Raw genomic sequence first — 21,231 nt, forward strand, 5'->3', positions numbered from 1 at the left:
CGGAACGCGCGTCATGGCGGGACGCGCGTCAGGGCGACAGTGAGATCGCCGGGAGTTCGAACCAGCGCAGGGCCTCGAAGTTGGCGGAGACGACGCCGTCGGGCTGCTCGACCTGCGAGACCTGTGAGGCCTCGGCGACGATGCGCGCCGCCTCGTCCAGGTATCCGGCCAGCGCGGACTCGGGCGCACGTTCGTGCCTGGAGGGCCAGCGCAGCTCGCCGTCGGTGTCGTAGCGCAGCTCCGAGAGGCGCAGCGGCGGCTCGACCAGGCCGTCCTTGTGCTTCCAGAGTCCGGTGTACGGGTCGAAGCGGTACTGCGGCAGCAGCGCCCAGCCGTTGGTGGCGACGAAGTGGACGGCGTCGACGATGTAGCGCAGCACCGCGTCGGAGATGAAGTAGTTGAAGGACACCCGGACCCAGCCGGGTTTGATGCCCTCGCAGCCGGCGATGATCTCCTGCTCGAAGCGCTGCGAGCGCTCGATGTCGATGCCGAGGAGGCGGTGGCCGTAGGGGCCGGCGCAGGAGCAGCCACCCCGCGACTGGATCCCGAAGAGGTCGTTGAGCAGCGACACGACGAAGTTGTGGTGCAGATAGCGGCCGCCGGGCCGCTTCACCACGAACGACACGATCGACAGCCGCGACGCGTCCAGGTTGCCGAGGACCTCGATGTTGGGGTTGGTCTTCCACGAGGTGATGGCCTCGCGCAGGAAGCGCTCCTCGAGGTCGCGGATGGTGTCGGTGCCGACGGCCTGCTTGAGCTGGAAGACCAGGCCGGCCCGGATGGACTCGACGATCGCCGGCGTGCCGCCCTCCTCGCGGTGCGCGGCGTCGGCGATGTAGTGGTGGTCGGTCGGGTTGACGTAGTCGACGGTGCCGCCGCCGGGCACGGTGGGCACGCGGTTGCGCAGCACCTCGCGCCGCACGACGAGGACGCCGGGCGTCCCGGGCCCGCCGGCGAACTTGTGCGGCGAGATGAAGGCCGCGTCCTTGTACTGGCCGGGGCCGGGGCCGTACATGGCCACGTCCACGTAGGGCGCGGCGGCGGCGAAGTCCCAGAAGGACAGCGCGCCGTGCTCGTGCAGCAGGGCCGAGATCGCGTGGGTGTCGCTGACGATCCCGGTGACGTTGGACGCCGCGGAGAACGAGCCGATCTTCAGCGGCCGGTCGGCGTGCCGGTCGAGCTCGGCCCGCAGGCACGCCAGGTCGATGTGCCCGTTGTGGTCCTCGGGGATGACGACGACGTCCGCGATGGACTCCCGCCACGGCAGCTCGTTGGAGTGGTGCTCGAACGGGCCGATGAACACCACGGGCCGGTCGGCGGGCGGGATGTGCGCCGACAGGCCGTAGCGGTCGTCGAGCGCGGCGGGCACCCGCAGCCCCAGGATGTGCACCATCTTGTCGATCGCGGCGGTCGAGCCGGACCCGGTGAAGATGACCACGGTCTCGGCGTCGCCGCCGACGGCGTCGTTGACGATCTGCCGGGCGTCCTCCCGCAGGCGGGTCGTCTGCAGTCCGGTGCCGGAGGACTCGGTGTGGGTGTTCGCGTACCGTGGCAACACCTCGTCACGGATGAACCGCTCGATGAAGTCCAGCGCCCGTCCTGACGCGGTGTAGTCGGCGTAGGTCACGCGGCGCGCGCCGTACGGCCCCCACATCACCTGGTCGTCACCGATGACGGCGTCGCGGATGCGCTGCAGCAGGGGGCTCTCCATGCCGGTCATTATCCGCTCCGCCACGCCGTCCCCTTTCGAGTGGTCGCACGGGAATCGCACAGGCTGTCCGCCCATGCGTGCATCCAGATTGTTTAACGTTTCGTCCGGAGGTTCTCAGGGAGCCTCAAGAGTTTGGGGGTAGGGAAGTTGGTCAGTGTTGACCAGTCCGAGCCAACAGACGTCGTCGACCGTCTGCTGTGGCGCGACGCCACGCAGATCCTGAGCCGGCACAACGGGTCGGACGGTGACGGACAGTGCATCTGGTGCGGGCGGGAGTGGCCGTGCGCGCCACGCCGGCTCGCTGAGAACGCCGAGGCCGCCTCGCGGCGGCCGTGGAACGAGGCCTGGACCGCCCGGCACGACCTGTACAGCCTGAGGACGATGCCCGACTGGCGGATCGACCTCGGCGCCCCGCAACGTTCCCGGGGCGGCTGGCACCGCGCCGGCGGCAACCGGGGAACCTTTCTCTGACCCGATCGTTGATCTGAGCGGTGACTTCGGCGCTCCCGCCATGGCCGCGGTCACCGCGACACACAGACCCGCCCGGGCACGGTTGCCGGCATGCCTCCGCCGGCTCCGAACGCCTCCGGCCAGGCGTCCTCCCCAGGGATCGGGCGGGTCTACCACGGCAGGCGAGGGCACACGTTTCGTGGTTCCCCCGCATATATCGCGATGGTGTGCCCTCGCCTGCCAAAACCCCCAAGCCGGAACGGCCCGGTCTCCACGATGTGGTGGAGGCCGGGCCGTTGCCGTGTGGAGCGGAGCGTTACTCGGCGACGAACGAGAACACCGTGGTCGCGGTGTGGATGTTCGAGCCGGCGGGGGCGACGACCTTCACCGGGCACACGCCGGAGAATTTGCCAGCCCCGAGGCCGGCCGCGTCGTCGGCGAGGCCGGTGGTCGGCGTCTTGACGGTGATCGAGGTGGCGGCCGTGTTGAGCGTGAAGTTGGTGCCGGACACGCCGCAGAAGGTCACGTCGGTGGCGCCGGTGAAGGTGCCGGTGAGTGTCACGCTGGTGGCCGTGTTGATCTTGCCGATGTTCGGGGTCATGGCGGTCACCACGGGCACCGTGACGACGCTGGTGGTGAGGTCCGTGGCGGTCCACGTCTTGGTGACGCCGTTGTGGGTGATCGACAGGTTGCCGTTGGTCATGCCGGCGGCGGTCTTGCCGGTGAACCAGTTGCCGTTCTCGGTGGCGCCCGACGGCGCCGTGGTCATCTGGGTGCCGTCGGTCTTCTTCCAGACCTTGACCTCGGTCAGCGGCTTGCCACCGAGCGTGGCGCTCAGGGCGCCGCTGGCCCCGCTGAAGGTGAAGTTGTTGCCGGCCTTGACCCGGACGACCTGGCCGCCGGTCGAGGCGAACTGCTTGATCTGGTCCGCGGACTGCAGCGCGCTGCTCAGGTCGGTGATGACCGGGGCGGTGGTGTCGAGCTCCGGCGGCGCGATGAAGACCAGGCCGGAGAGCGCCTTGGTGAGCGTGCCGCCGCCGTTGGCGAAGTTGATCGCGATCGTCTCGGAGGCCACGCCGGACGTCGCCGCGCAGCCGCCGGTGGGCGTCTTGGTCGCGATCTGGGTCGTCCCGGTCACAATGTAGAAGTCGAGGCCCTGGCAGTCGGTGTCGGCGCCGAGGTCGACGCTCGCCACCGAGTTCTCGTCGAGGGTCGCGCCGGTCAGGCCGACGACGTTGATGATGACCACCTGCTTCTCGGTGTCCGCGGCGACCTTGCCGCCGGCGGGCGAGGCGATGGTGATCGAGGTGGCGGCGGGGGCGGCGTGGGCCATCATCGGTGTGGCGACCAGCGCTGCCGCGCTGAGCAGCGTTGCCGCGGCCGTGCCCGCGCCGGCCGCTCTGGCGAAGCGGGATTGCACGAAAGACATTGAGCAGGGTCCTCTCAGGCTGAACGGCTGACTGGGGATGCTCACTAAAAGTAACAGCACAAATGCTTTCAGTAGTGAGAATCCTTCAGGAATGCGACGGCGGCCCGGAGTCGAAAACCGCACTCCGGGCCGCCCATTTCGCGTGGTGTGTCAGTTCATCGCCATGAGGTAATCGGCGACGGTGAAGGTGGAGCCGCTGGAGATGATCGTCTGCGAGTAGCCGGCGGTGAGCTGTGCGCCCACGGTGCCGTTGCTGACGACCGTCACGGTGTAGGTGCCGTTCGGGATCGGGATGCCGGAGTGCAGCGTCAGGGTCGGCGTCGTCGCGGTCGCCGTGGCCGCGTTCGACAGCGTCGGCACGCCGGCGCTGACGCTGACGATCCTGGTGCCGTTCGGGATGCCCGGGCCGCTGATCGCCCGGCCGACGTCACCGGCGTTGAAGGCGGCTGCCGCCGAGGTGCCGAGCGTGGTGCTGCCGGCCGTGGTCGCGGCGTCGGAGATGACCCGGTTCGTGTTCAGCGTCATCGCGGTCACCGCGGCCGTGGTGTTCTTCGACAGCGTCACGTGCGTCGAGTCGGTGAACGACAGGATGCTCGTGCCGGTCGGGATGCCCGTGCCGGTCACCGCCATGCCGACGTCCGAGGCCGAGAAGGTGCACGCGGTGGTGGTGGCCGAGCCGACCACGGCGGCGGAGCCCGAGGCGACGGTGCAGCCGGTGAGCGCGCGGGTGGAGTTGGCGCCGGCGAAGCCGGTGCCGGCCGTGTAGAGCGTGCAGATGAGCTCGTTGTCGTCCACGACCGTGACGTCGAGGCACTCCGCGACCTGCCCGTTGGTCTTGACCGTCGGGCTGGTGCCCGCCGCCGGGTTGTAGGCACCCCGGACCAGGTAGACGTGCGCCTTGGCGTTGTCGGGCGTCAGGCCACCGGAGGAGTTGCCGCTGAAGTCGAGCGCGGAGAAGCCGACACCGGTGATGTCGAGGTCGGTGCCCTGGTTCCGGGTGTTCGGCGAATTCTTGGGCGTGACGGTGATGCCGTTGGTGTAGCTGAAGACGGCGGGCTTCGTGACCGTGCCGCCGGTGGTGGTCACCGACAGGGCGAAGGGGCCGCCGGCGGCGTGCGCCGGGACGGTCGCGGTGAAGGACAGGTTGTTGGCGGCGACCACGATGTTGGTCAGCGGCTCGCCGCCGAGGGTCGCCGTCATGCCGACGCCGCCGGTCGGGATGTTCGTGCCCGTGACGGTGATCGTCGTGCCGCCCTCGGCGGGGCCGGTGGTCGGCGACACGGTCGAGATCGTCGGGACCGGGCCGACGGTGTACTGCACGCCGGAGCCGGCGATCAGCGGGCTGTTCGCGTTACCGGCGGTGTTGCCGCTGTACACGCAGATGTACCAGTCCTCGGTCGTGAAGCCACCCGCGTTGACCACGCCGGCAGGGACGGCGATCGACAGCTTGTTGGTCGGTGGCGTGCCGTTGAGGATCTTCACGTTGGCGGTCGGCACGGCGATGATCGTGCTGCTGACGGCCGAGTAGGTCGTGGTGCACCCGGTGTTGTCCTGGAACTGGACGTACACGGTGCCGGTGTTGAAGACCTTGCCGATGGCCGTGGCGGTGATCGTGTTGCCGCCGCCGGTCGGGCCGGAGGTCGCGCTCGGGACGAGGTTGCCGTTGAGCGTGAACACCGCGTCGGAGGCGTTCTGCAGCGTCGTGCCGGCCGCGTTGTAGGTGCAGACGAAGTAGTCGGCGGTGATCTGCGACGGGTTGCCGAGCAGTGTCAGTGACGTCGGGACGGTCACGTCCAGCACGCTGGAGGAGGTCACCTTGATGTTGGCCGCCGGCACCTCGATGACGCCGCCGGTCTGTGTGGTCGGGTCCGAGGCGCTGGGTGGCGTCGGGGTCAGGGCGGTGGCCGAACACGCGGTGTTGCCGGCCGACTTCCACTGGAACTGCACGCGCGTCGCGCCGGTGAAGTTCGTGCCGGAGTCGGTCACTGTGATCACCGTGCCGACGGGGCCGGTGGTCGGTGAGATCGTCGTGGCCGCGAACGCCGGCGTCCCGACCGCGACCAGGCCGGCCGTCGCGAGCGTCAGTACGGCGCCTATGCGCGCCGCGGCGACACCGCGTTGCTTTGTCTTGACTTGCACTTTGGTCGTCTCCTCCGTCAGACCGCGGGATGGGAGCAATCGATGGACACGGATCACCTGAAACAGGGGATATGCATGCCGGATCGTCACTCAAAGTATCAGCAAGGTTGCTGAACGTGACGAAAAACTCGAAGGTTGCTCACACTTCGCGGACAAGACGACGGGCGCCCCGAAGCCGGGACGCCCGTCGTCGCGGAGGTCAGGGTGTCGGCATCGAGCCGACGCCGATCGGGCAGGTCATGCCGTTGGGGCCGTGGTTGCAGTAGCCGTACGGGTTCTTCACGTCCGACAGGTACTGCTGGTGGTAGTCCTCGGCGTAGTAGAACGGGCCGGCCTGGCCGATCTCGGTGGTGATCTCGCCCTTGCCGGCGGCGCGGACGACCGGGGCGAACGCGTCCCGCGAGGCGGCCGCGGCCGTGGCCTGCGCCGGCGTGGTTGTGTAGATCGCCGAGCGGTACTGGGTGCCGACGTCGTTGCCCTGGCGCATGCCCTGGGTCGGGTCGTGGTTCTCCCAGAACGCCTTCAGCAGCGTCTCGTAGGAGACCTTCTGCGGGTCGTACACGACCTGGACGGCCTCGGTGTGACCGGTCCGGCCGGAGCACGTCTCCTCATAGGTCGGGTTGGCGGTGAACCCGCCCTGGTAGCCGACGGCGGTGGAGTGGACGCCGGGGATGCGCCAGAAGATGCGCTCCGCACCCCAGAAGCAGCCCATGCCGAAGTACGCGACCTCCAGGCCGGCCGGCCACGGCCCGCGCAGCGGGGTGCCGAGCACAGTGTGGGTCGCCGCGACCGGCATCTCGATGTCGCGGCCGGCGAGTGCGGTGTCGGCGGTGGGCAGGTCGAGCGGCTTACGGGACCAGGGGAACACGATCAGCTCCTTACAAAGCTCGTGGGCTCAAGTCTGCCTCGCGACAGGCCCGTCCGCCTTATCAGGTCATTACGGCTGCGACCCGCAGTGAACTCCTCGCCGCCTCGTCGGAGCCGTCCTTCGTGCGGGGCCGGAAGAAGCCGCGCAGCCCGTCTCCTTCGGCGCGACCTCGAACCCCGGCGCCGCCCTCGACGCGATCGTCCAGCACGGGCAGCCCCACGGTATCGGAGTGCTCAGATCTGCCGCCGGGCCGCCGACGGGCGTACGTGCGGGGCTGGCGACTGCTGTGGACCATGGCTGCGCTGGTGCTCGTGAACACCGCCGCGTTCGGCGTGAAGCTGGCCGTGGGCGAGTTGTGGCCCCGCCCCGCCGACCATCTGCTGAGCCCGTTCGTAGCGCTGCTCGCGGCGCTGCTGTGCCGCGACGCCTGCCGGCAGTCGACGGTGCCGTGGGTGCGCCGCTTCTGGCGGCAGTCCGCCTGGGGCATGGGGTGCATCGCGGCCGCGCTCGCCGTCCGGGCCGGCATCGTCCTGGTGTCGCTTCCGGCGCTGGCACCGGTGTGGACCGGCCTGCAGACCGTGGGTGCCGTACTGCTCAGCTGGGCGGTGCTGCGCGTGCCGCTGGGCCTGCGCACCCGCGCCGAGCGGTTCGCCCTCGCCCTGGACCTCTGCACCCTGCTGGTGGGCGCCGCGGTGCTGCTGTGGCACTTCTTCGGCACCACCGCGCTGGCCGCGTTCACCGGCGGCGCCGCCGCCAACGTCGGGCCGATCATGGGTGCGGCGCTGGTCGCGGTGTTCCTGGGCGCGAAGGCGGCACTCGCCGGCACCGAGCAGCTGTCCCGCCGGGCGCTGTCGTGGCGGGCGGTCGCCGCTCTGATCGGCGGGCTGGGCTCGGCGGTCACGGTCCTGCTGACCACCCGCCCGGACGTGGACGCGCAGACGCTGCTCTTCCCCCTCGCGTCGTTCGCGACCGGCCTGAGCGCGTACTGGCACCTCGCCGACGAGGCCGGTCCCGCGGCGGACGCCCGGAAGGGCCGCCGGCGCCGGTACAGCGTGCTGCCCTACTTCGCCGTCGCGGGGGTCGACGCGCTGCTCGTCCACACGGTGGTCCACAACACCGCCGACCGTCTGCTGGTCGTCGGCGCCGCCGTCCTGCTCACCGGGCTCGTCGTGGTGCGGCAGCTCGTCGCGTTCGGCGAGAACGACACGCTGCTCACCCGCCTCGGCCACCAGGAGCGGCAGCTGCGCCACGACGCGACCCACGACGCGCTCACCGGCCTGGCGAACCGGGTGCTCTTCGCCGAGCGCGTCGAGGCGGCGCTGCGCGACCCGGAGCGGCGGCGCCGGGTCAGCGTCGCGCTCGTGGACCTCGACGATTTCAAGTCCGTCAACGACACGCTCGGCCACGCCGTCGGCGACGGGCTGCTGGTCGCGGTCGCCGGCCGGATGCGGGCCAACGTCCGTGGCGGCGACACCGTGGCCCGCCTCGGCGGCGACGAGTTCGCGATCCTCTTCGAGCAGTGCGACGGCGCCGCCGTCGACGGCGCCCTGGCCCGCATCGCCGAGGCGGTCCAGGTCCCGGTCGAGGTCGACGGCCACCTCCTGGTCGCGCGGGCCAGTTTCGGCGTGGTCGAGGCCGGCGCCGAAGCCGGATCGGGCGACGGGGGCGGCGACCTGCTGCGCCGCGCCGACATCGCCATGTACCAGGCGAAGGCGCTCGGTGAGGGCGGCTTCCAGCGGTACCGGCCGGGCATGGAGGCCCAAGCCGGCCGGCGGGTGCGGCTCGCCGCCGACCTGGGCATCGCGGTCGAGGAGGAGCAGTTCGTGCTGCACTACCAGCCGGTCGTGGCGCTGCCCGACGGGCGGGTGACCGGCGCCGAGGCGCTGGTGCGCTGGCAGCACCCGGAGCGCGGGCTGCTCGGCCCCGGCGAGTTCGTCCCCGCCGCCGAGGAGACCGGCCTCATCGTGCCGCTCGGCCGGCACGTGCTGCGCGAGGCGACCCGCCAGGCCGCTGCGTGGGGCCGTTCAGGTGGCGGGGACGGCACGGTCGCGGTCAACGTGTCGGCGCGGCAGCTCCAGCGCGACGACTTCGTCGCCGACGTCGCCGCCGCGCTGCGCGACAGCGGGCTACCCGCACGGCGGCTCACGATCGAGATCACCGAGTCGGCCGCGGTCGGCGGCGGCGCCACCGGGGAGACGCTGCGCGAGCTGCGGGCGATGGGCGTGCGGCTCGCCCTCGACGACTTCGGCACCGGCCAGTCGACGCTCAGCCTGCTGGCGAGCTGCCCGGTGGACCAGATCAAGCTGGACCGCTCGTTCGTGCCCGTGCCCGGCCCGGACGCCATCGCGGTCACCGTGCTGCAGCTGGCCCAGGCGATGGGCATCGAGGCGGTGGCGGAGGGCGTCGAGACCGCCGCGCAGGCCGCCCGGCTGCACGAGATCGGCTACCGGCTCGCCCAGGGGTACCACTTCGCCCGGCCCTGCCGGCCGCCGGACTGCATCCTGACGGTGGGATTGGGTGGCCCGTGACCCGGCTCACCCTGTCCCGCACTATGGTCGGTCCATGACGCACGGCTTCGAGACCCTCGCCATCCACGCCGGCCAGGAGCCGGACCCCGCCACCGGAGCGGTGGTCCCGCCGATCTTCCAGACCAGCACGTACGCGCAGGACGCGGTGGGCCACCCCCGGCGCGGCTACGAGTACAGCAGGACCACCAACCCGACCCGTGACGCGCTGCAGGAGTGCCTCGCCGCGATCGAGGGCGGCCGCCGGGCCCTCGCCTTCGCCTCCGGCCTCGCCGCCGAGGACACGCTGCTGCGCACGGTGTGCGTGCCCGGCGACCACGTGGTCATCCCGGACGACGCCTACGGCGGCACCTACCGGCTCTTCTCGAAGGTCGCGCAGCGGTGGGGCCTGGACTTCACGCCGGCGTCGATCCACAGCGTCGAGGCGGTCCGCGACGCGATCACCGACCGCACGAAGATCGTCTGGCTGGAGACGCCGACCAACCCGCTGCTCGGCATCGCCGACATCGCCGCGCTCGCCCAGGTCGCCCACGACCGCGGCGCGCTGCTGGTCGTGGACAACACGTTCGCCTCGCCGTACCTGCAGCAGCCGCTGCACCTGGGCGCCGACATCGTCGTGCACTCCACCACGAAGTACATCGGCGGGCACTCCGACGTCGTCGGCGGCGCCCTCGTCGGCAGCGACGACGAGCTGCTGGAGCGCCTCGCCTTCCACCAGAACGCGATGGGCGCCGTCTGTGGCCCGTTCGACGCGTGGCTGACGATGCGCGGCATCAAGACCCTCGGCGTGCGCATGGACCGGCACTGCGACAACGCGGAGAAGGTCGTCGAGTTCCTGTCCAGGAACAAGGCCGTGCGCCAGGTCCTGTACCCGGGGCTGCCCGACCACCACGGCCACGAGGTCGCGGCCAAGCAGATGCGGCGCTTCGGCGGCATGGTGAGCTTCCGGGCCGCCGGCGGCGAGGAGGCCGCCGTGGAGATCTGCAACCGGGCGAAGCTGTTCGTGCTGGGCGAGTCCCTCGGCGGCGTCGAGTCGCTGATCGAGCACCCGGGCCGCATGACCCACGCCAGCGCGGCCGGCTCGCCGCTGGAGGTCCCCGGCGACCTCGTCCGGCTGTCCGTCGGCATCGAGACGATCGACGATCTTCTCGCGGACCTGGAGCAAGCCCTCGCTCGTTGAGACACTGAACGCCCATCGGCCGGAAGGTGTCTCACCATGCTGCACCGCTCCACCACCTGGGTCGGCACCACCGCGCGGGAGATCGCCCGCGCGGTGCGCCGCGGTGACACGTCAGCGACGGAGGTCGTCGCCGACCACCTCGATTCGATCCGCGCCTATGACCGGATCGTCGGCGCGTTCCGGCAGGTCCGGGCCGGCGAGGCGATCGCCGAGGCGGAGATCGTCGACGACCAGCCGGAGCTGCGCAACCTGTCCCTGGCGGGCGTGCCCATCGCGGTGAAGGAGAACATCGCGGTCACCGGCCTGCCCACGTGGAACGGCTCGGCGGCCGCCCGCGGGCCCGTCGCCGAGCGCGACCACGAGGTCGTCCGGCGGCTGCGCGGCGCGGGCGCCATCGTCACCGGCGTGACGAGGATGCCGGAGCTCGGCCTCTGGGCGCTCACCGACGACGCCGACGGCATCACCCGCAACCCGTGGCGCACCGACCGGACCCCGGGCGGCTCGTCGGGCGGGTCGGCCGCCGCGGTCGCCGCCGGCCTGGTGCCGATCGCGCACGGCAACGACGGGCTCGGCTCGATCCGGATCCCGGCCGCCTGCTGCGGGCTCGTCGGGCTCAAGCCCGGCCGGGGCGTCGTCCCCGCCGGCATCGGCGCCAACGACTGGCACGGGCTCGCCGAGAACGGCATCCTCGCGACCACCGTCGGCGACGCGTCGCTGGGCTTCTCGGTCATCGCCGGCCGTACCCCCGAGGCGCTGCGGACGCCGGGGAAGCTGCGGATCGCCGTGTCCTCGCGCAGCCCCGCCGCCGGCGTGTTCCCCGACGCGGGCGCCCGCAAGGGGCTCAGCGACGCCGGCCGCCTGCTGCTCGGCCTCGGCCACGACGCGGTGCGCGCCGACCCCGCCTACCCGCCGGCGCTCGCCGCGAAGGTCCTCGCCACCTGGTTCGCCGGCGCGGCCGCCGACGCCGCTGATCTGGACGTGCCGCGGCTGCAGCCACGCACCCGCCGGCACGCGGCGCTCGGCGAGCGGGCCCTGCGGCGCGGCCTGGTCAAGCCCGCCGACCGGGACGAGTGGCGGGAGCGCTGCCGCAACTGGTTCCTGCACGGCGGCTACGACGTCCTCGTCACCCCGGCCCTCGCGAGCGCCCCGCCGCGTGCCCTGCGCTGGTCGGAGCGTTCCTGGTCGGCCAACATGCTGGTCAACACCCGCTACGCGCCCTACAGCGCGCCGTGGAACTTCGCCGGCTTCCCCGCGATCGTGATCCCGGTCGGCGTGCGGGCCGACGGGCTGCCCGCCGCGGTCCAGTTCGTCGGGCCGCCCGGCTCCGAGCTGCTGCTGCTCGCCCTCGCCGGCCAGGTCGAGCAGGCCGCGCCGTGGCGGCGGCACGCGCCCGGCTGGCCTCGCGTCGCGGCGCGGCGCTAGGCCAGGGCGATGCGGCGGATCAGGGCGATCTCCGGCTGGGCGACCGTGGCGATGCTCGCGGTCGCCGGGGCGGCCCTCACCCACCTGTGCGTGGCGTTCCTGCCCCTCGCCGACATCTGGGCCGCGCACCGCCCCGGCACCGACGCCTCGGCGGTGCGCCTCGCCGGCTGGGCCGCCCTCGCCGCCGCGGTGCTGGCCGCATGGGTCGCGTTCGCCGGCTGGGCCCGCCGGGCCCGGTCCAACCTGGCGGCGTTCGGCATCCGTGCCACGTCCGCGGTGCCGCTCATGGACGTCGCCGTCGGCAGCGTGGGCCGGTCACCGCTGCTGCGGCGGAGGATGACGGTGCTCACCTGGCTGTGGTGGCTCGGCCTGCTCCTCACCCTGATCGCCGTCGGCTTCGCCGTCCTGGCCGGCCTCGACAACCTGCGGGAGATCGACGACGTCCGGGAGCGGGTCGCCGCCGGTGGGACCGTCGACCGGGCGCTCGTGTCGCACCTGTTCGGCCGGCAGCTGCTGCTGCGCCTGCCTGGGGCGGCGCTCGGCATCGCCGCCGCGGTGGTCGCGCTGATCCTCATCGCCCGGGTGACCAGCGCGCAGTACGGCCGCGTAGCCCGCCTCAGGGGATCTCTCGTGCCCTCGGCGACCCTGCGGGCGCTGCGCTCCACGAACGAGGACTGGACGGTCGTGCTGCCGGTCACGGCGGGTGGCACGATCAGGGAATGACGGAACCTTCCTCGGGGCTTGTGACGCTCGCTGACATCGAGGCGGCACGCGACCTGCTGGCCGGCGTGATCCGCCGGACCCCGGTCGAGCCCAACCGGCCGCTCACCGCGAAGCTCGGCGGCCCGGCCTGGCTCAAGTGCGAGAACCTGCAACGGGCCGGATCGTTCAAGGTCCGCGGCGCGTACGTGCGGATCGCCCGCCTCAGCGCGGACGAACGCCGCCGCGGGGTGGTCGCCGCCAGCGCCGGCAACCACGCGCAGGGCGTCGCCCTCGCGGCCGGCCTGCTCGGCACCACCAGCACCGTCTTCATGCCCGTCGGCGCGCCGCTGCCGAAGATCGCCGCCACCAAGAACTACGGCGCCGCGGTCCAGTTCGCCGGCGCCACCGTCGACGAGGCGCTCATCGCCGCGCAGGAGTTCGCGGACCGCACCGGCGCGGTGCTGATCCACCCCTTCGACCACCCCGACATCATCGCCGGGCAGGGCACCCTCGGCCTGGAACTGCTCGAGCAGCTGCCCGACGTGCGGAGCATCGTCACCGGCATCGGCGGCGGCGGCCTCATCTCCGGCCTCGCCGTCGCGGTCAAGGCGCTGCGCCCCGACGTGCGCATCATCGGCGTGCAGGCGGCGGGCGCGGCGGCCTTCCCCGAGTCGCTGCGCGCCGGACGCCCCGTCCGCCTGGCCGCACTCGGCACGATCGCCGACGGCATCGCGGTCGGCCGCCCCGGCGACCTCACGTTCGCCCACGTCAGCAAGCTCGTCGACGAGGTCGTCACGGTCACCGACGAGGACATCTCCCGGGCGCTGCTCATGCTCCTCGAACGCGGCAAGACCGTCGTCGAGCCCGCCGGCAGCGTCGGCGTCGCGGCCCTGCTCGCCGGCACCGCCCAGGTCGAGACGCCCACCGCCGCGGTCCTCTCCGGCGGCAACATCGACCCGATGCTCATGCTCCGGGTGATCGAGCACGGCCTCGCCGCCGCCGGCCGCTACCTGACCTTCACCGTCCGCTGCACCGACCGCCCCGGTCACCTGGCGAAGATCCTCTCGCAGATCGCCGAGCACGGCGCCAACGTCGTCGACGTCGCCCACCGCCGCCAGGACCCGCGCCTGCAGCTCGGCGAGGTCGAGATCCACCTGTCCGTCGAGACCCGCGGCTCGGAACACTCCGACCGGCTGGTCAACGTCCTCCGTTCGGCCGGATACACGGTGACCTTCGGCGCGTAGAAGATCCTTGTGACCTTCGGCAAGCGGCTCGCGCACCGCCACACCTTCGCCACCTTCGACGCCTTCAGCCGCGGGGCGGACCGCGCCACGACGGCCGGCTCGGGCGTGCTCCTGGTGTCGTCGCTGCTGCTGTACGGGCTGGTCCTGGGCCTGCTCGCCACCGGGATCTGGCTGTGCACCGTCTCGGCCCCCGGCATCGTCGTGGGGCTGGTGGTGATCGCCCTCGCGGTCCTCCTGCGCCCCCGCCTGGCCCGGGTGCCGAAGTACGCGACCGAGGTCACCGCGGCCGAGGCGCCGCAGCTGCACGCACTGGTCGGGGAGGCGGCCGCCGCGGTCGGCGCGCCGGTCCCGCGGGTCTACGTCGAGGGCGACCTGTTCGACGCGGCGGCCTTCATGGTCGGCCTGCGGCGCCGCCCGGTCCTGGTGCTGGGACTGCCGCTGTGGAACGCGCTCCCGCGGCAGTCCCGGGTGGCGCTGCTCGGCCACGAGCTCGGCCACTTCGTCAACGGCGACCCGCGGCGCGGGCTGCTGGTCCAGCCGTCGTGGACGACCCTGGCCGAGTTCGACACGCTGCTCCAGCCGGAGTCCAGACGGGAGGGCGACGTCTGGACAGGCGAGGGGTTCCTGGTCGTCTGGGTCGTCAGGCCACTGCTGAACCTGGTCAAGTTGGTCCTGCGCGGCCTGCTGTGGCTGCCCAGGACCGTCCTCGCCGTCCTGGTGCTGCGGGAGGGGCAGCGTGCCGAGTACCGCGCCGACCGGGTCGCGGCGCGGCTGGCCGGCCGCGCGGCCACCGTCGACCTGCTCGACGTCCTGGTCGTGCTCGAGAGCCTGGGGATGCTGATCATGCGGGACGCCCGGGCCGGGCGGCCGCCCGCGGAGTGGCCGGGGACCACCCGGCGGCTGCTCGACGAGGTGCGGCCGCAGGTGGCGGCGCGGCGCGAGGCGGAGACGGAGCGCGAGATCTCGCTCTTCGCCACCCACCCGCCATCGGGGTTGCGGGCCCGGCTGGTCGAGGCGACCGCGCCGGAGTCGGCGGCGGTCGTGCTCGACAGCGCGCGCAACGAGCGGATCGACGCCGAGCTGGCACGACACAGTGCCAGCTCGGCGCGGACCCTCAAAGCGTTGTGATGCTCAGCCGGCGAACGGCTCGAACGAGATGACCTTCACGGCGATCTGCGCGCCGCTCGGGGCGGTGTACTTCACCTGGTCACCCTTGCCTGCGCCCAGGATCGCCTTGCCCAGCGCGGACTCGGGGCTGTAGACGGTCAGGTCCGTCGTCGCCGCGATCTCCCGGGAACCCAGCAGGAACGTCTCGGTGTCGTCCTCGTCGTCGTCGAACTGGATCGTGACGACGGTGCCGGGCGCGACCTTGTTGCTCGTCGGCGCCTCGCCGACGACCGCCTTGCGCAGGAACTCCTTCAAATACAGGATGCGGCCCTCGGCCTTGCCCTGCTCCTCACGGGCGGCGTGATAGCCGCCGTTCTCGCGCAGGTCACCCTCTTCGCGGCGAGCGTTGATCTCCGCAGCGAGCGCCGGCCGGTTGGCGATGTGCTCGTCCAGCTCGGCCTGCAGCCGGTCATATGCTTCCTGCGACAGCCAGGTTGTCCCCTGGTCGCCGTCGGTCGTCGACACTGAAGATCTCCTTACGGGCACGCTCGGTCAAACCACCAAAGTACCAGTGAGCCGCATCACCGTCGGCATGGAAATTGCGGGGTGCTCAGCGGATGCGGCGCGGGCCGCAGGCCGGGACCTCCACGGTGACCGGCCGAGCGCTCGTCGCGAGGCGGTAGGTGACCGGTGCCTCGGCGCCTTTCGGGACGTCGACCTCGGCCAGGCCGACCTCCTCGCCGCTGGCGGAGCGGGCCCGGACCCGGCAGGTCGCCTCCTTCGACGCGTCCTTGCGGACCACGAAGTCCACCGTGATGCCGTCGTCGCTGATCGCGTAGAAGCGCTGGACCTGCGGCTCGTACTCCTGCGGCCCGTACTGCTGGAAGAGCTTCACCGCGATGAGCACGCCCGCGACCCCCGCCACGGCGGCGAGGAGCACGACCAGCCAGGTGCGGCGTGGCCGGTGCTCCCGTCGGCGGCCGTAGCGGCCCGGCGGGTATTTACCTGTGGCGTGCGTCTCGGTCACGGGATGACGGTCCTCGTCGTTTCGTCGGAGGTACCGACCACAATAGGGTCGTAACCCGGGGCGCCCCCACCGCGGGGTTGACGGAGATCTTGAGGAGAGCTCGTGAGCGAGCAACTGCGATTGATGGCGGTGCACGCGCATCCCGACGATGAGTCGAGCAAGGGCGCGGCCGCGATGGCGCGCTACGCCGCAGAAGGCGTCGAGGTGCTGGTCGTCACGTGCACCGGCGGCGAGCGGGGCAGCGTGCTCAACCCGAAGCTCGACCGCCCCGAGGTCTGGGAGAACATCGCCACCATCCGCCGCGCGGAGATGGACCGGGCACGGGAGATCCTTGGCGTCGACCAGGCGTGGCTGGGCTTCGTCGACTCGGGGTTCCCGGAGGGCGACCCGCTGCCGCCGCTGCCCGAGGGCTGCTTCGGCCTGATGGACCCCGAAGAGGCGGCGGCGCCGCTGGTCGAGCTGATCCGCAGGTTCCGCCCGCACGTGATCACCACGTATGACGAGGAGGGCGGCTACCCGCACCCCGACCACGTCATGACGCACAAGGTGAGCATGGTGGCGTTCGACGCCGCCGGCGACCCGGCCCGCTATCCGGACAAGGGCGAGCCGTGGCAGCCGCTGAAGCTGTACTACAACATGGGCTGGTCCCGCGCCCGCATGCTCGCGCTGCACGAGGCGATGCTGGAGACGACCGGCGAGTCGCCCTACACGGAGTGGGTGAAGCAGTGGGAGGAGCGCCCGGACAAGGGCGACCGGGTCACCACCCGCGTGCCCTGCGGTGAGTACTTCGAGGCCCGCGACGACGCGCTGCGCGCGCACGCCACGCAGGTCGACCCCGACGGCTTCTGGTTCGCCGTCCCGCTCGACATCCAGCAGAAGATCTGGCCCACCGAGGACTACGAGCTCGTGAAGTCGCACGTCGACACCCGCACGCCTGAAGACGATCTTTTCGCGGGCGTAAGGTAGGTCGTATGCAAGCGTGGCAGTTCCTCGCCGAGAACAACTTCGGTGACACCCGCTCGGGCGGTCTGGCCGGCCCAATGGGGCTGCTCATCGTCGTCCTGCTCGCGATCGCGACAGTGTTGTTGATCCGCAACATGAGCGCGCGGATCCGCCGTCTGCCCGCCGAGTTCCCGGATCCCGACAAACCCTCCACCTCGTCCGACGGTGACCGCAGCGACGAGGGCTCCGACCTAGAATCGCGGCACTGACCACTGTTGTGCCTTTCTTCCGTGCTTTAGCCTTCACGGGGTGCGCGTTCCTCATGCCGGGCGCGTCTCCCTGTGGGGCAGGGAAGGGGGGCAGATGGTGGACACCCCGTTTGCCCGCGGATCTGCTCACGCTGCGCATTCGGATCGCCGCTTAGCGTCATTGTCGTCGGTCGATGCGGTGCATCGATGACGCCCGTTCCGGCGCGCCTCACCGCCGCCGTGGCGTCCGCTGCCTTCGCCGGTGTGGCCGTCGCGGCGGCGCTGACCGCCATGCGGCCGCCCGGGCTGCCGGGCCTGTGGGGCGCGATCGCGGCGAGCCTCGGCGTGGTGATCCTCGCCCAGCTCGCCCGCCTGAAAGTGCGGGCCGGCGCCGGTCAGGCCGCCATCGCCTGGGGCGAGGCCGCGATCGTGATCCTCTGCGTCAGCCTGCCGGCCCAGCTGATCCCGCTCGTCGTCCTGCCCGGCGCCGCCGTGTCGCACAGCATCCTGCGCGCCGTCGACGCCCGCGCCGGCCGCGTCCGCAGCGGGCGTGACCTGCTCTTCACCGTCTCCGCGCTCACCCTGGCCGGCACGCTCGGCGCCGCCACCGCCGCCCTCGTCGCACCGGTGCACGGCGCGCCCCTCACGCCGCACGGCGTCCTCGCCCTGAGCGCCGGCGCGCTCGTGTACTGCGTCGTCTCGATCACCGCCACCGCCGCGCACGTCGCCACCACCCGCGGCGGCCGGATCGTCACCGTCGCCGCCGAGCTGCTGCGCGGCAAGCTGCTCATGGTCGTCGGCAACGTCGCCATCGGCCTGGCCATCGTCTGGGCCTGCCTCACCGACGCGCTCCTGCTGCTGCTCCTGCCGCCGGTCCTGCTGCTGCTCCAGCAGCTCTACGCGAGCCGCATCGGCGACCGCGAAGAGCGCCGCACCTGGCACGAGTTCGCCGAGGCGACCCGCGACCTCAACCGGCTCGACGTGCGCGGCACCGCCGAGGCCGGCAGCGAGGGCGCCCGGCGGCTCTTCGGCGCTTCGGGCGCGCAGGTCGTGCTGGCGGACGGCACTGTCTTCGGCGCGAGTCCCGGCGGGGTCCCGGCGGCTCACCACCTGGTCGTCGGCGCAGTCACGGTCGGCGAGCTGCGGCTGTCCGGCCTCGGCCGGCTCAGGCCCCGCAACCAGCGGATGCTCGACGCGTACGGGGACGCCCTCGCCGCCGCCCTGCACGACGCGATCAGCCAGGACGAGCTGCGCTCGATGAGCGAACGCACCACGTACGACGCGATCCACGACCCCCTGACGGGCCTGTTCAACCGAGCGGCGCTGCTGTCGCGCGGGAACGCCCTGCTCCGCCGCCGCGGGCCGGACGACCCCGTCGCCATGCTGCTGCTGGACGTCAACGACTTCAAAGAGGTCAACAACGCCCTCGGCCACGCGGCCGGCGACGAGGTGCTCCGCGTGATCGCCGGCCGGGTCGCCGAGGCCGGCGGCGCCGGCGACCTGCTCGCCCGCCTCGGCGGCGACGAGTTCGCGCTGCTCATCACCGACCTCGACGCCGGCGGCGCCGATCTCGCCCTCGCCGCCGCCGTCGAGCGGGCCCGCAAGCTCGGCGCGCAGGTCGCCGTGCCGATGCGGATCGACGGGGTGCTCCTGTCGAAGGAGCCGTCCATCGGCGTGGTCGTCGCCACCGCCGGCGAGGTCGACCTCATCGAGCTGCTGCGCCGCGCCGACATCGCCATGTACCAGGCGAAGCGCGCCGTGCAGCCGGTCGCCTGGTACGACGCCGGTCGCGACGACGCCAGCACCGACCGGCTCGCCCTGCTCGCCGAGCTGCGGGAGGCGCTGCACACCGGCGAGCAGCTCAGCGTCGAGCTGCAGCCGGCCGTCTCGCTGGCGCCCGGCGCGCAGCAGATCACCGGCGTCGAGGCGCTCGTGCGGTGGAAGCACCCGCGGCGAGGTCCGCTCACCCCCGGCCAGTTCCTGCCGGTCGTGGAGGCCAGTGAGCTGATGGGCCCGCTCACCCGGTGGGTCCTCGACCGGGCGATCGGGCTCGCGTCCAGCTGGCGGCGTGCCGGTCTCGCCGTCCCCGTGTCGGTCAACATCTCCGCCCGCAGCCTCCTGGAGCGGCAGCTGCCCGAGGCGATCGGCGATCTGCTCGCCCGCCACCGCCTCCCGGCCGAGCTGCTCGTCCTGGAGATCACCGAGACCGTGATGCTGTCGCAGTCGACCGTCATCGACGACGTCCTCGCCCGCATCCGGCGGCTCGGCGTCCAGCTCGCGGTCGACGACTTCGGCACCGGGTTCTCCTCGTTCACCGTGCTCACGCGGCTGCCCGTACAAGAGGTGAAGATCGACCGGGAGTTCGTCGCGCAGATGATCGACTCCCCGAAGGCCGAGGCGATCGTCCGGGCCACGGTCGAGCTCGGGCTGCGGCTCAAGCTGCGGGTCGTCGCCGAGGGCGTGGAGAACCCCGATCAGCGCGCCGCCCTGGCCGCGCTGGGCTGCACCTCCGCGCAGGGTTTCCTGTTCCATCCGCCGCTGGCCGCCGACCGCCTGGCGGCCGTCCTGCGCGAGCGCCGCCAGGTGCAGCGCCGCCACCTGCGCGCCGAGGGCGCGGGGTAGTTCGTCCGGCCCTGATGGACATCTCAGCGTGCCCCAATAGTGGAATGGAGTATTCCGTTCTGATAGACTGGACGCAGTCACCGAGTTGAGGGAGTGTCGGATGAGCTCGAACACCTGGACCGTCCTGGACGAGTCGCATGTGGCGCTGCGGGCGGTGCTTGCCGGGCTGCGCCCGTCGGACCTGCTGCTGCCGACGCCGTGCGAGCTGTGGAATGTCACCCAGGTCCTCCAGCACGCCGCGGGCGACCAGCTCGGCTTCGCCGCCACGATCACCGGCGAGGGCTGGCCGGCGTTCGACCCGTTCGCGCCGTCGGGCGAGCTGGACGGCGACCTCGACGCGTTCAAGTCCTTCGTCGAGCACACGATGCGGGCGTCCGCCGCGGCCTGGGCGACCGTCCCCGCCGACGCGACCGACGCGCCCACGCCGCTGCCGCAGGGCAAGATGGCCGGTTGGCTCGGCGCCGGGGCGTGCGGTCTGGACGCCGCCGTCCACGCGTGGGACGTCGCGGTCGCGACCGGGCAGCCGTCGCCGCTGTCCGACGACCTCGCCGAGCGGCTGCTGCCGGTGGCGCGCGAGCTCGTCGAGCCGCTGCGGGCCTACGGTGCCTACGCACCCGCCCTGCCGACCGGCGACGACTCCGGCCCGGCGGTGACCCTGCTGCGCTACCTCGGTCGCGCGGCTTGACCCGCTTCGTGGTTGGGGGCTGCCCGGCCTTCGTGGTTGGGGGCTGCGCGGTTCTTCGTGGTTGGGGCTGCCCGGTCGGGTGGCCCCTGCGCGGCCCCCTGCGTGGCTTCCCGACCGTGGGTGACCGCTCCGGTACCGTCTGCGGCATGCGCGGGGAGCGGACGATCGTCGCCGGCTTCGTCATCGGTGCGGTCGCGGTCGGGGCGTTCGTGGTCCTCGACCGGTACGAAAGATCCACCCAGTTCGCGGACCTGCCCGGCGACGCGGACGTGCGCCTCGTCGGCAGGTTCACGCCGAAGCAGGTCGACCGTCTCGCGTCCCTGCCCCAGGCCGCCGCCGTCGAGTGCGGCACCACCCTCTACGGCGTCACCGTCGTCACCTCCCGCGGCCTGCTCAACGGCGCGACGGTGCTGACGGCCGCCAGCCGGCCTGGCCTGCGCTGGTCGGCGGTGCGCTCGGGCGCCTACCCGGCCTCCGACGCGCAGGTCCTCGTCGACGAGCGCACCGCCGCCGCCCACGACATCCGCCTCGGCGAGCGGGCAACCCTGTCCCGTGGCCAGGCCGTGGTCAACGCCACCGTCGTCGGCATCGCGGGCCGCCCCGGTGACACCGCCGTCGGCCCGAGCGCCCCGGTGTTCCTGCTCCCGTCGGGCGCGGTCGCCGCCCTGGACGGCGAGGCGTCCTGCGAGTCGGTGACGGTCGAGCTCCGCCGCCGCCGCGACGCGAGCACGTTCAGCAGAGCCGCCCACGACCTGCTGAACCCACCCCCCACCGTCATCTACGACGAGTCCCTCCGCGGCCACGTCTGACTGCCGCCGCTGTTCCTTCCCCAGCCCGGCACCGTGATCCACCGCACGCCGCACGATCGCCGAACGGTCCCGGGACTGCGCGAAGGAGCGCACCGTCGCCGATCTGTCCTGAGGCGGGCGG

At 72.3% G+C, this 21,231-nt stretch carries 19 protein-coding genes; 12 read left to right on the forward strand and 7 right to left on the reverse strand.

The features are described from left to right. Window positions 1-28: 28 nt before the first annotated feature. Window positions 29-1,711: an aminotransferase class V-fold PLP-dependent enzyme gene (locus ACFY3L_RS26755; protein WP_389329437.1), complete on the reverse strand. Its 1,683-nt coding sequence runs from the start codon at window positions 1,709-1,711 to the stop codon at window positions 29-31. Window positions 1,712-1,858: 147 nt separating this feature from the next. Here ACFY3L_RS26755 and ACFY3L_RS26760 point away from each other — a divergent pair, with 147 nt between their 5' ends. Continuing rightward, a complete protein-coding gene (locus tag ACFY3L_RS26760; protein WP_344501713.1) occupies window positions 1,859-2,182 on the forward strand; it encodes a hypothetical protein in 324 nt (107 codons plus the stop codon). A gap of 295 nt (window positions 2,183-2,477) precedes the next feature. On the opposite strand, the gene ACFY3L_RS26765 is transcribed toward ACFY3L_RS26760, so the two are convergent. The 4 genes from ACFY3L_RS26765 to ACFY3L_RS26780 form a co-directional block, all read right to left on the reverse strand. Continuing rightward, a complete protein-coding gene (locus ACFY3L_RS26765) occupies window positions 2,478-3,590 on the reverse strand; it encodes a hypothetical protein (RefSeq protein WP_389329440.1) in 1,113 nt (370 codons plus the stop codon). A gap of 150 nt (window positions 3,591-3,740) precedes the next feature. Beyond that, complete coding sequence (locus ACFY3L_RS26770) at window positions 3,741-5,729, reverse strand: IPT/TIG domain-containing protein (protein WP_389329443.1); 1,989 nt, start codon at window positions 5,727-5,729, stop codon at window positions 3,741-3,743. A 199-nt stretch (window positions 5,730-5,928) separates the two neighbouring features. Next, window positions 5,929-6,525, reverse strand: a complete 597-nt coding sequence (gene msrA, locus ACFY3L_RS26775; RefSeq protein ID WP_389330105.1) for a peptide-methionine (S)-S-oxide reductase MsrA — start codon at window positions 6,523-6,525, stop codon at window positions 5,929-5,931. A gap of 133 nt (window positions 6,526-6,658) precedes the next feature. Then, window positions 6,659-6,805, reverse strand: a complete 147-nt coding sequence (locus tag ACFY3L_RS26780) for a hypothetical protein (protein ID WP_389329446.1) — start codon at window positions 6,803-6,805, stop codon at window positions 6,659-6,661. An 85-nt stretch (window positions 6,806-6,890) separates the two neighbouring features. On the opposite strand from ACFY3L_RS26780, the gene ACFY3L_RS26785 reads away from it, so the two are divergent. From ACFY3L_RS26785 to ACFY3L_RS26810, 6 genes are read left to right on the forward strand one after another with little or no spacing between them, the layout of a single operon-like run. Further along, window positions 6,891-9,125: a putative bifunctional diguanylate cyclase/phosphodiesterase gene (locus ACFY3L_RS26785; RefSeq protein WP_389329448.1), complete on the forward strand. Its 2,235-nt coding sequence runs from the start codon at window positions 6,891-6,893 to the stop codon at window positions 9,123-9,125. Window positions 9,126-9,159: 34 nt separating this feature from the next. Beyond that, the gene (locus ACFY3L_RS26790) at window positions 9,160-10,302 is read left to right on the forward strand and encodes a cystathionine gamma-synthase (RefSeq protein WP_389329451.1); all 1,143 of its coding nucleotides are present in this window, start codon (window positions 9,160-9,162) and stop codon (window positions 10,300-10,302) included. A gap of 36 nt (window positions 10,303-10,338) precedes the next feature. Beyond that, window positions 10,339-11,724 (forward strand): amidase, encoded by a 1,386-nt coding sequence (locus tag ACFY3L_RS26795; RefSeq protein ID WP_389329454.1) that lies wholly within the window; start codon window positions 10,339-10,341, stop codon window positions 11,722-11,724. A gap of 9 nt (window positions 11,725-11,733) precedes the next feature. Continuing rightward, on the forward strand, window positions 11,734-12,447 hold the full coding sequence (locus ACFY3L_RS26800) for a hypothetical protein (protein WP_389329457.1): 714 nt from the start codon (window positions 11,734-11,736) through the stop codon (window positions 12,445-12,447). Next, window positions 12,444-13,670 carry a threonine ammonia-lyase gene (ilvA, locus tag ACFY3L_RS26805; RefSeq protein ID WP_389329460.1) on the forward strand — a complete coding sequence of 409 codons (1,227 nt, stop codon included), beginning with the start codon at window positions 12,444-12,446 and terminating at the stop codon, window positions 13,668-13,670. Before ACFY3L_RS26800 ends, ilvA begins: the two co-directional genes overlap by 4 nt. Before the next feature lie 9 nt (window positions 13,671-13,679). Next, entirely contained in the window at window positions 13,680-14,798 is a 1,119-nt protein-coding gene (locus ACFY3L_RS26810; RefSeq protein ID WP_389329463.1) for a M48 family metalloprotease, read from the forward strand. A 3-nt stretch (window positions 14,799-14,801) separates the two neighbouring features. On the opposite strand, the gene greA is transcribed toward ACFY3L_RS26810, so the two are convergent. Together greA and ACFY3L_RS26820 are read right to left on the reverse strand one after the other, a co-directional pair. After that, window positions 14,802-15,302 carry a transcription elongation factor GreA gene (gene greA, locus ACFY3L_RS26815; protein ID WP_389329466.1) on the reverse strand — a complete coding sequence of 167 codons (501 nt, stop codon included), beginning with the start codon at window positions 15,300-15,302 and terminating at the stop codon, window positions 14,802-14,804. Window positions 15,303-15,387: 85 nt separating this feature from the next. Further along, complete coding sequence (locus ACFY3L_RS26820) at window positions 15,388-15,804, reverse strand: DUF4307 domain-containing protein (RefSeq protein WP_389329469.1); 417 nt, start codon at window positions 15,802-15,804, stop codon at window positions 15,388-15,390. A 102-nt stretch (window positions 15,805-15,906) separates the two neighbouring features. Here ACFY3L_RS26820 and mca point away from each other — a divergent pair, with 102 nt between their 5' ends. The 5 genes from mca (at window position 15,907) to ACFY3L_RS26845 (ending at window position 21,110) form a co-directional block, all read left to right on the forward strand. Next, window positions 15,907-16,770, forward strand: coding sequence for a mycothiol conjugate amidase Mca (mca, locus tag ACFY3L_RS26825; RefSeq protein WP_389329472.1), 864 nt, complete (start codon window positions 15,907-15,909; stop codon window positions 16,768-16,770). Window positions 16,771-16,775: 5 nt separating this feature from the next. Continuing rightward, entirely contained in the window at window positions 16,776-17,015 is a 240-nt protein-coding gene (locus ACFY3L_RS26830) for a hypothetical protein (protein WP_389329475.1), read from the forward strand. A 186-nt stretch (window positions 17,016-17,201) separates the two neighbouring features. Continuing rightward, a complete protein-coding gene (locus tag ACFY3L_RS26835; protein WP_389329477.1) occupies window positions 17,202-19,616 on the forward strand; it encodes a putative bifunctional diguanylate cyclase/phosphodiesterase in 2,415 nt (804 codons plus the stop codon). A 100-nt stretch (window positions 19,617-19,716) separates the two neighbouring features. Then, window positions 19,717-20,301, forward strand: a complete 585-nt coding sequence (locus ACFY3L_RS26840) for a TIGR03086 family metal-binding protein (protein ID WP_389329480.1) — start codon at window positions 19,717-19,719, stop codon at window positions 20,299-20,301. A gap of 146 nt (window positions 20,302-20,447) precedes the next feature. Further along, window positions 20,448-21,110: a hypothetical protein gene (locus ACFY3L_RS26845; RefSeq protein WP_389329483.1), complete on the forward strand. Its 663-nt coding sequence runs from the start codon at window positions 20,448-20,450 to the stop codon at window positions 21,108-21,110. Window positions 21,111-21,231 lie beyond the last annotated feature (121 nt).

The organism is Dactylosporangium sp. NPDC000521, assembly GCF_042898305.1.
Taxonomy (GTDB): domain Bacteria; phylum Actinomycetota; class Actinomycetes; order Mycobacteriales; family Micromonosporaceae; genus Dactylosporangium.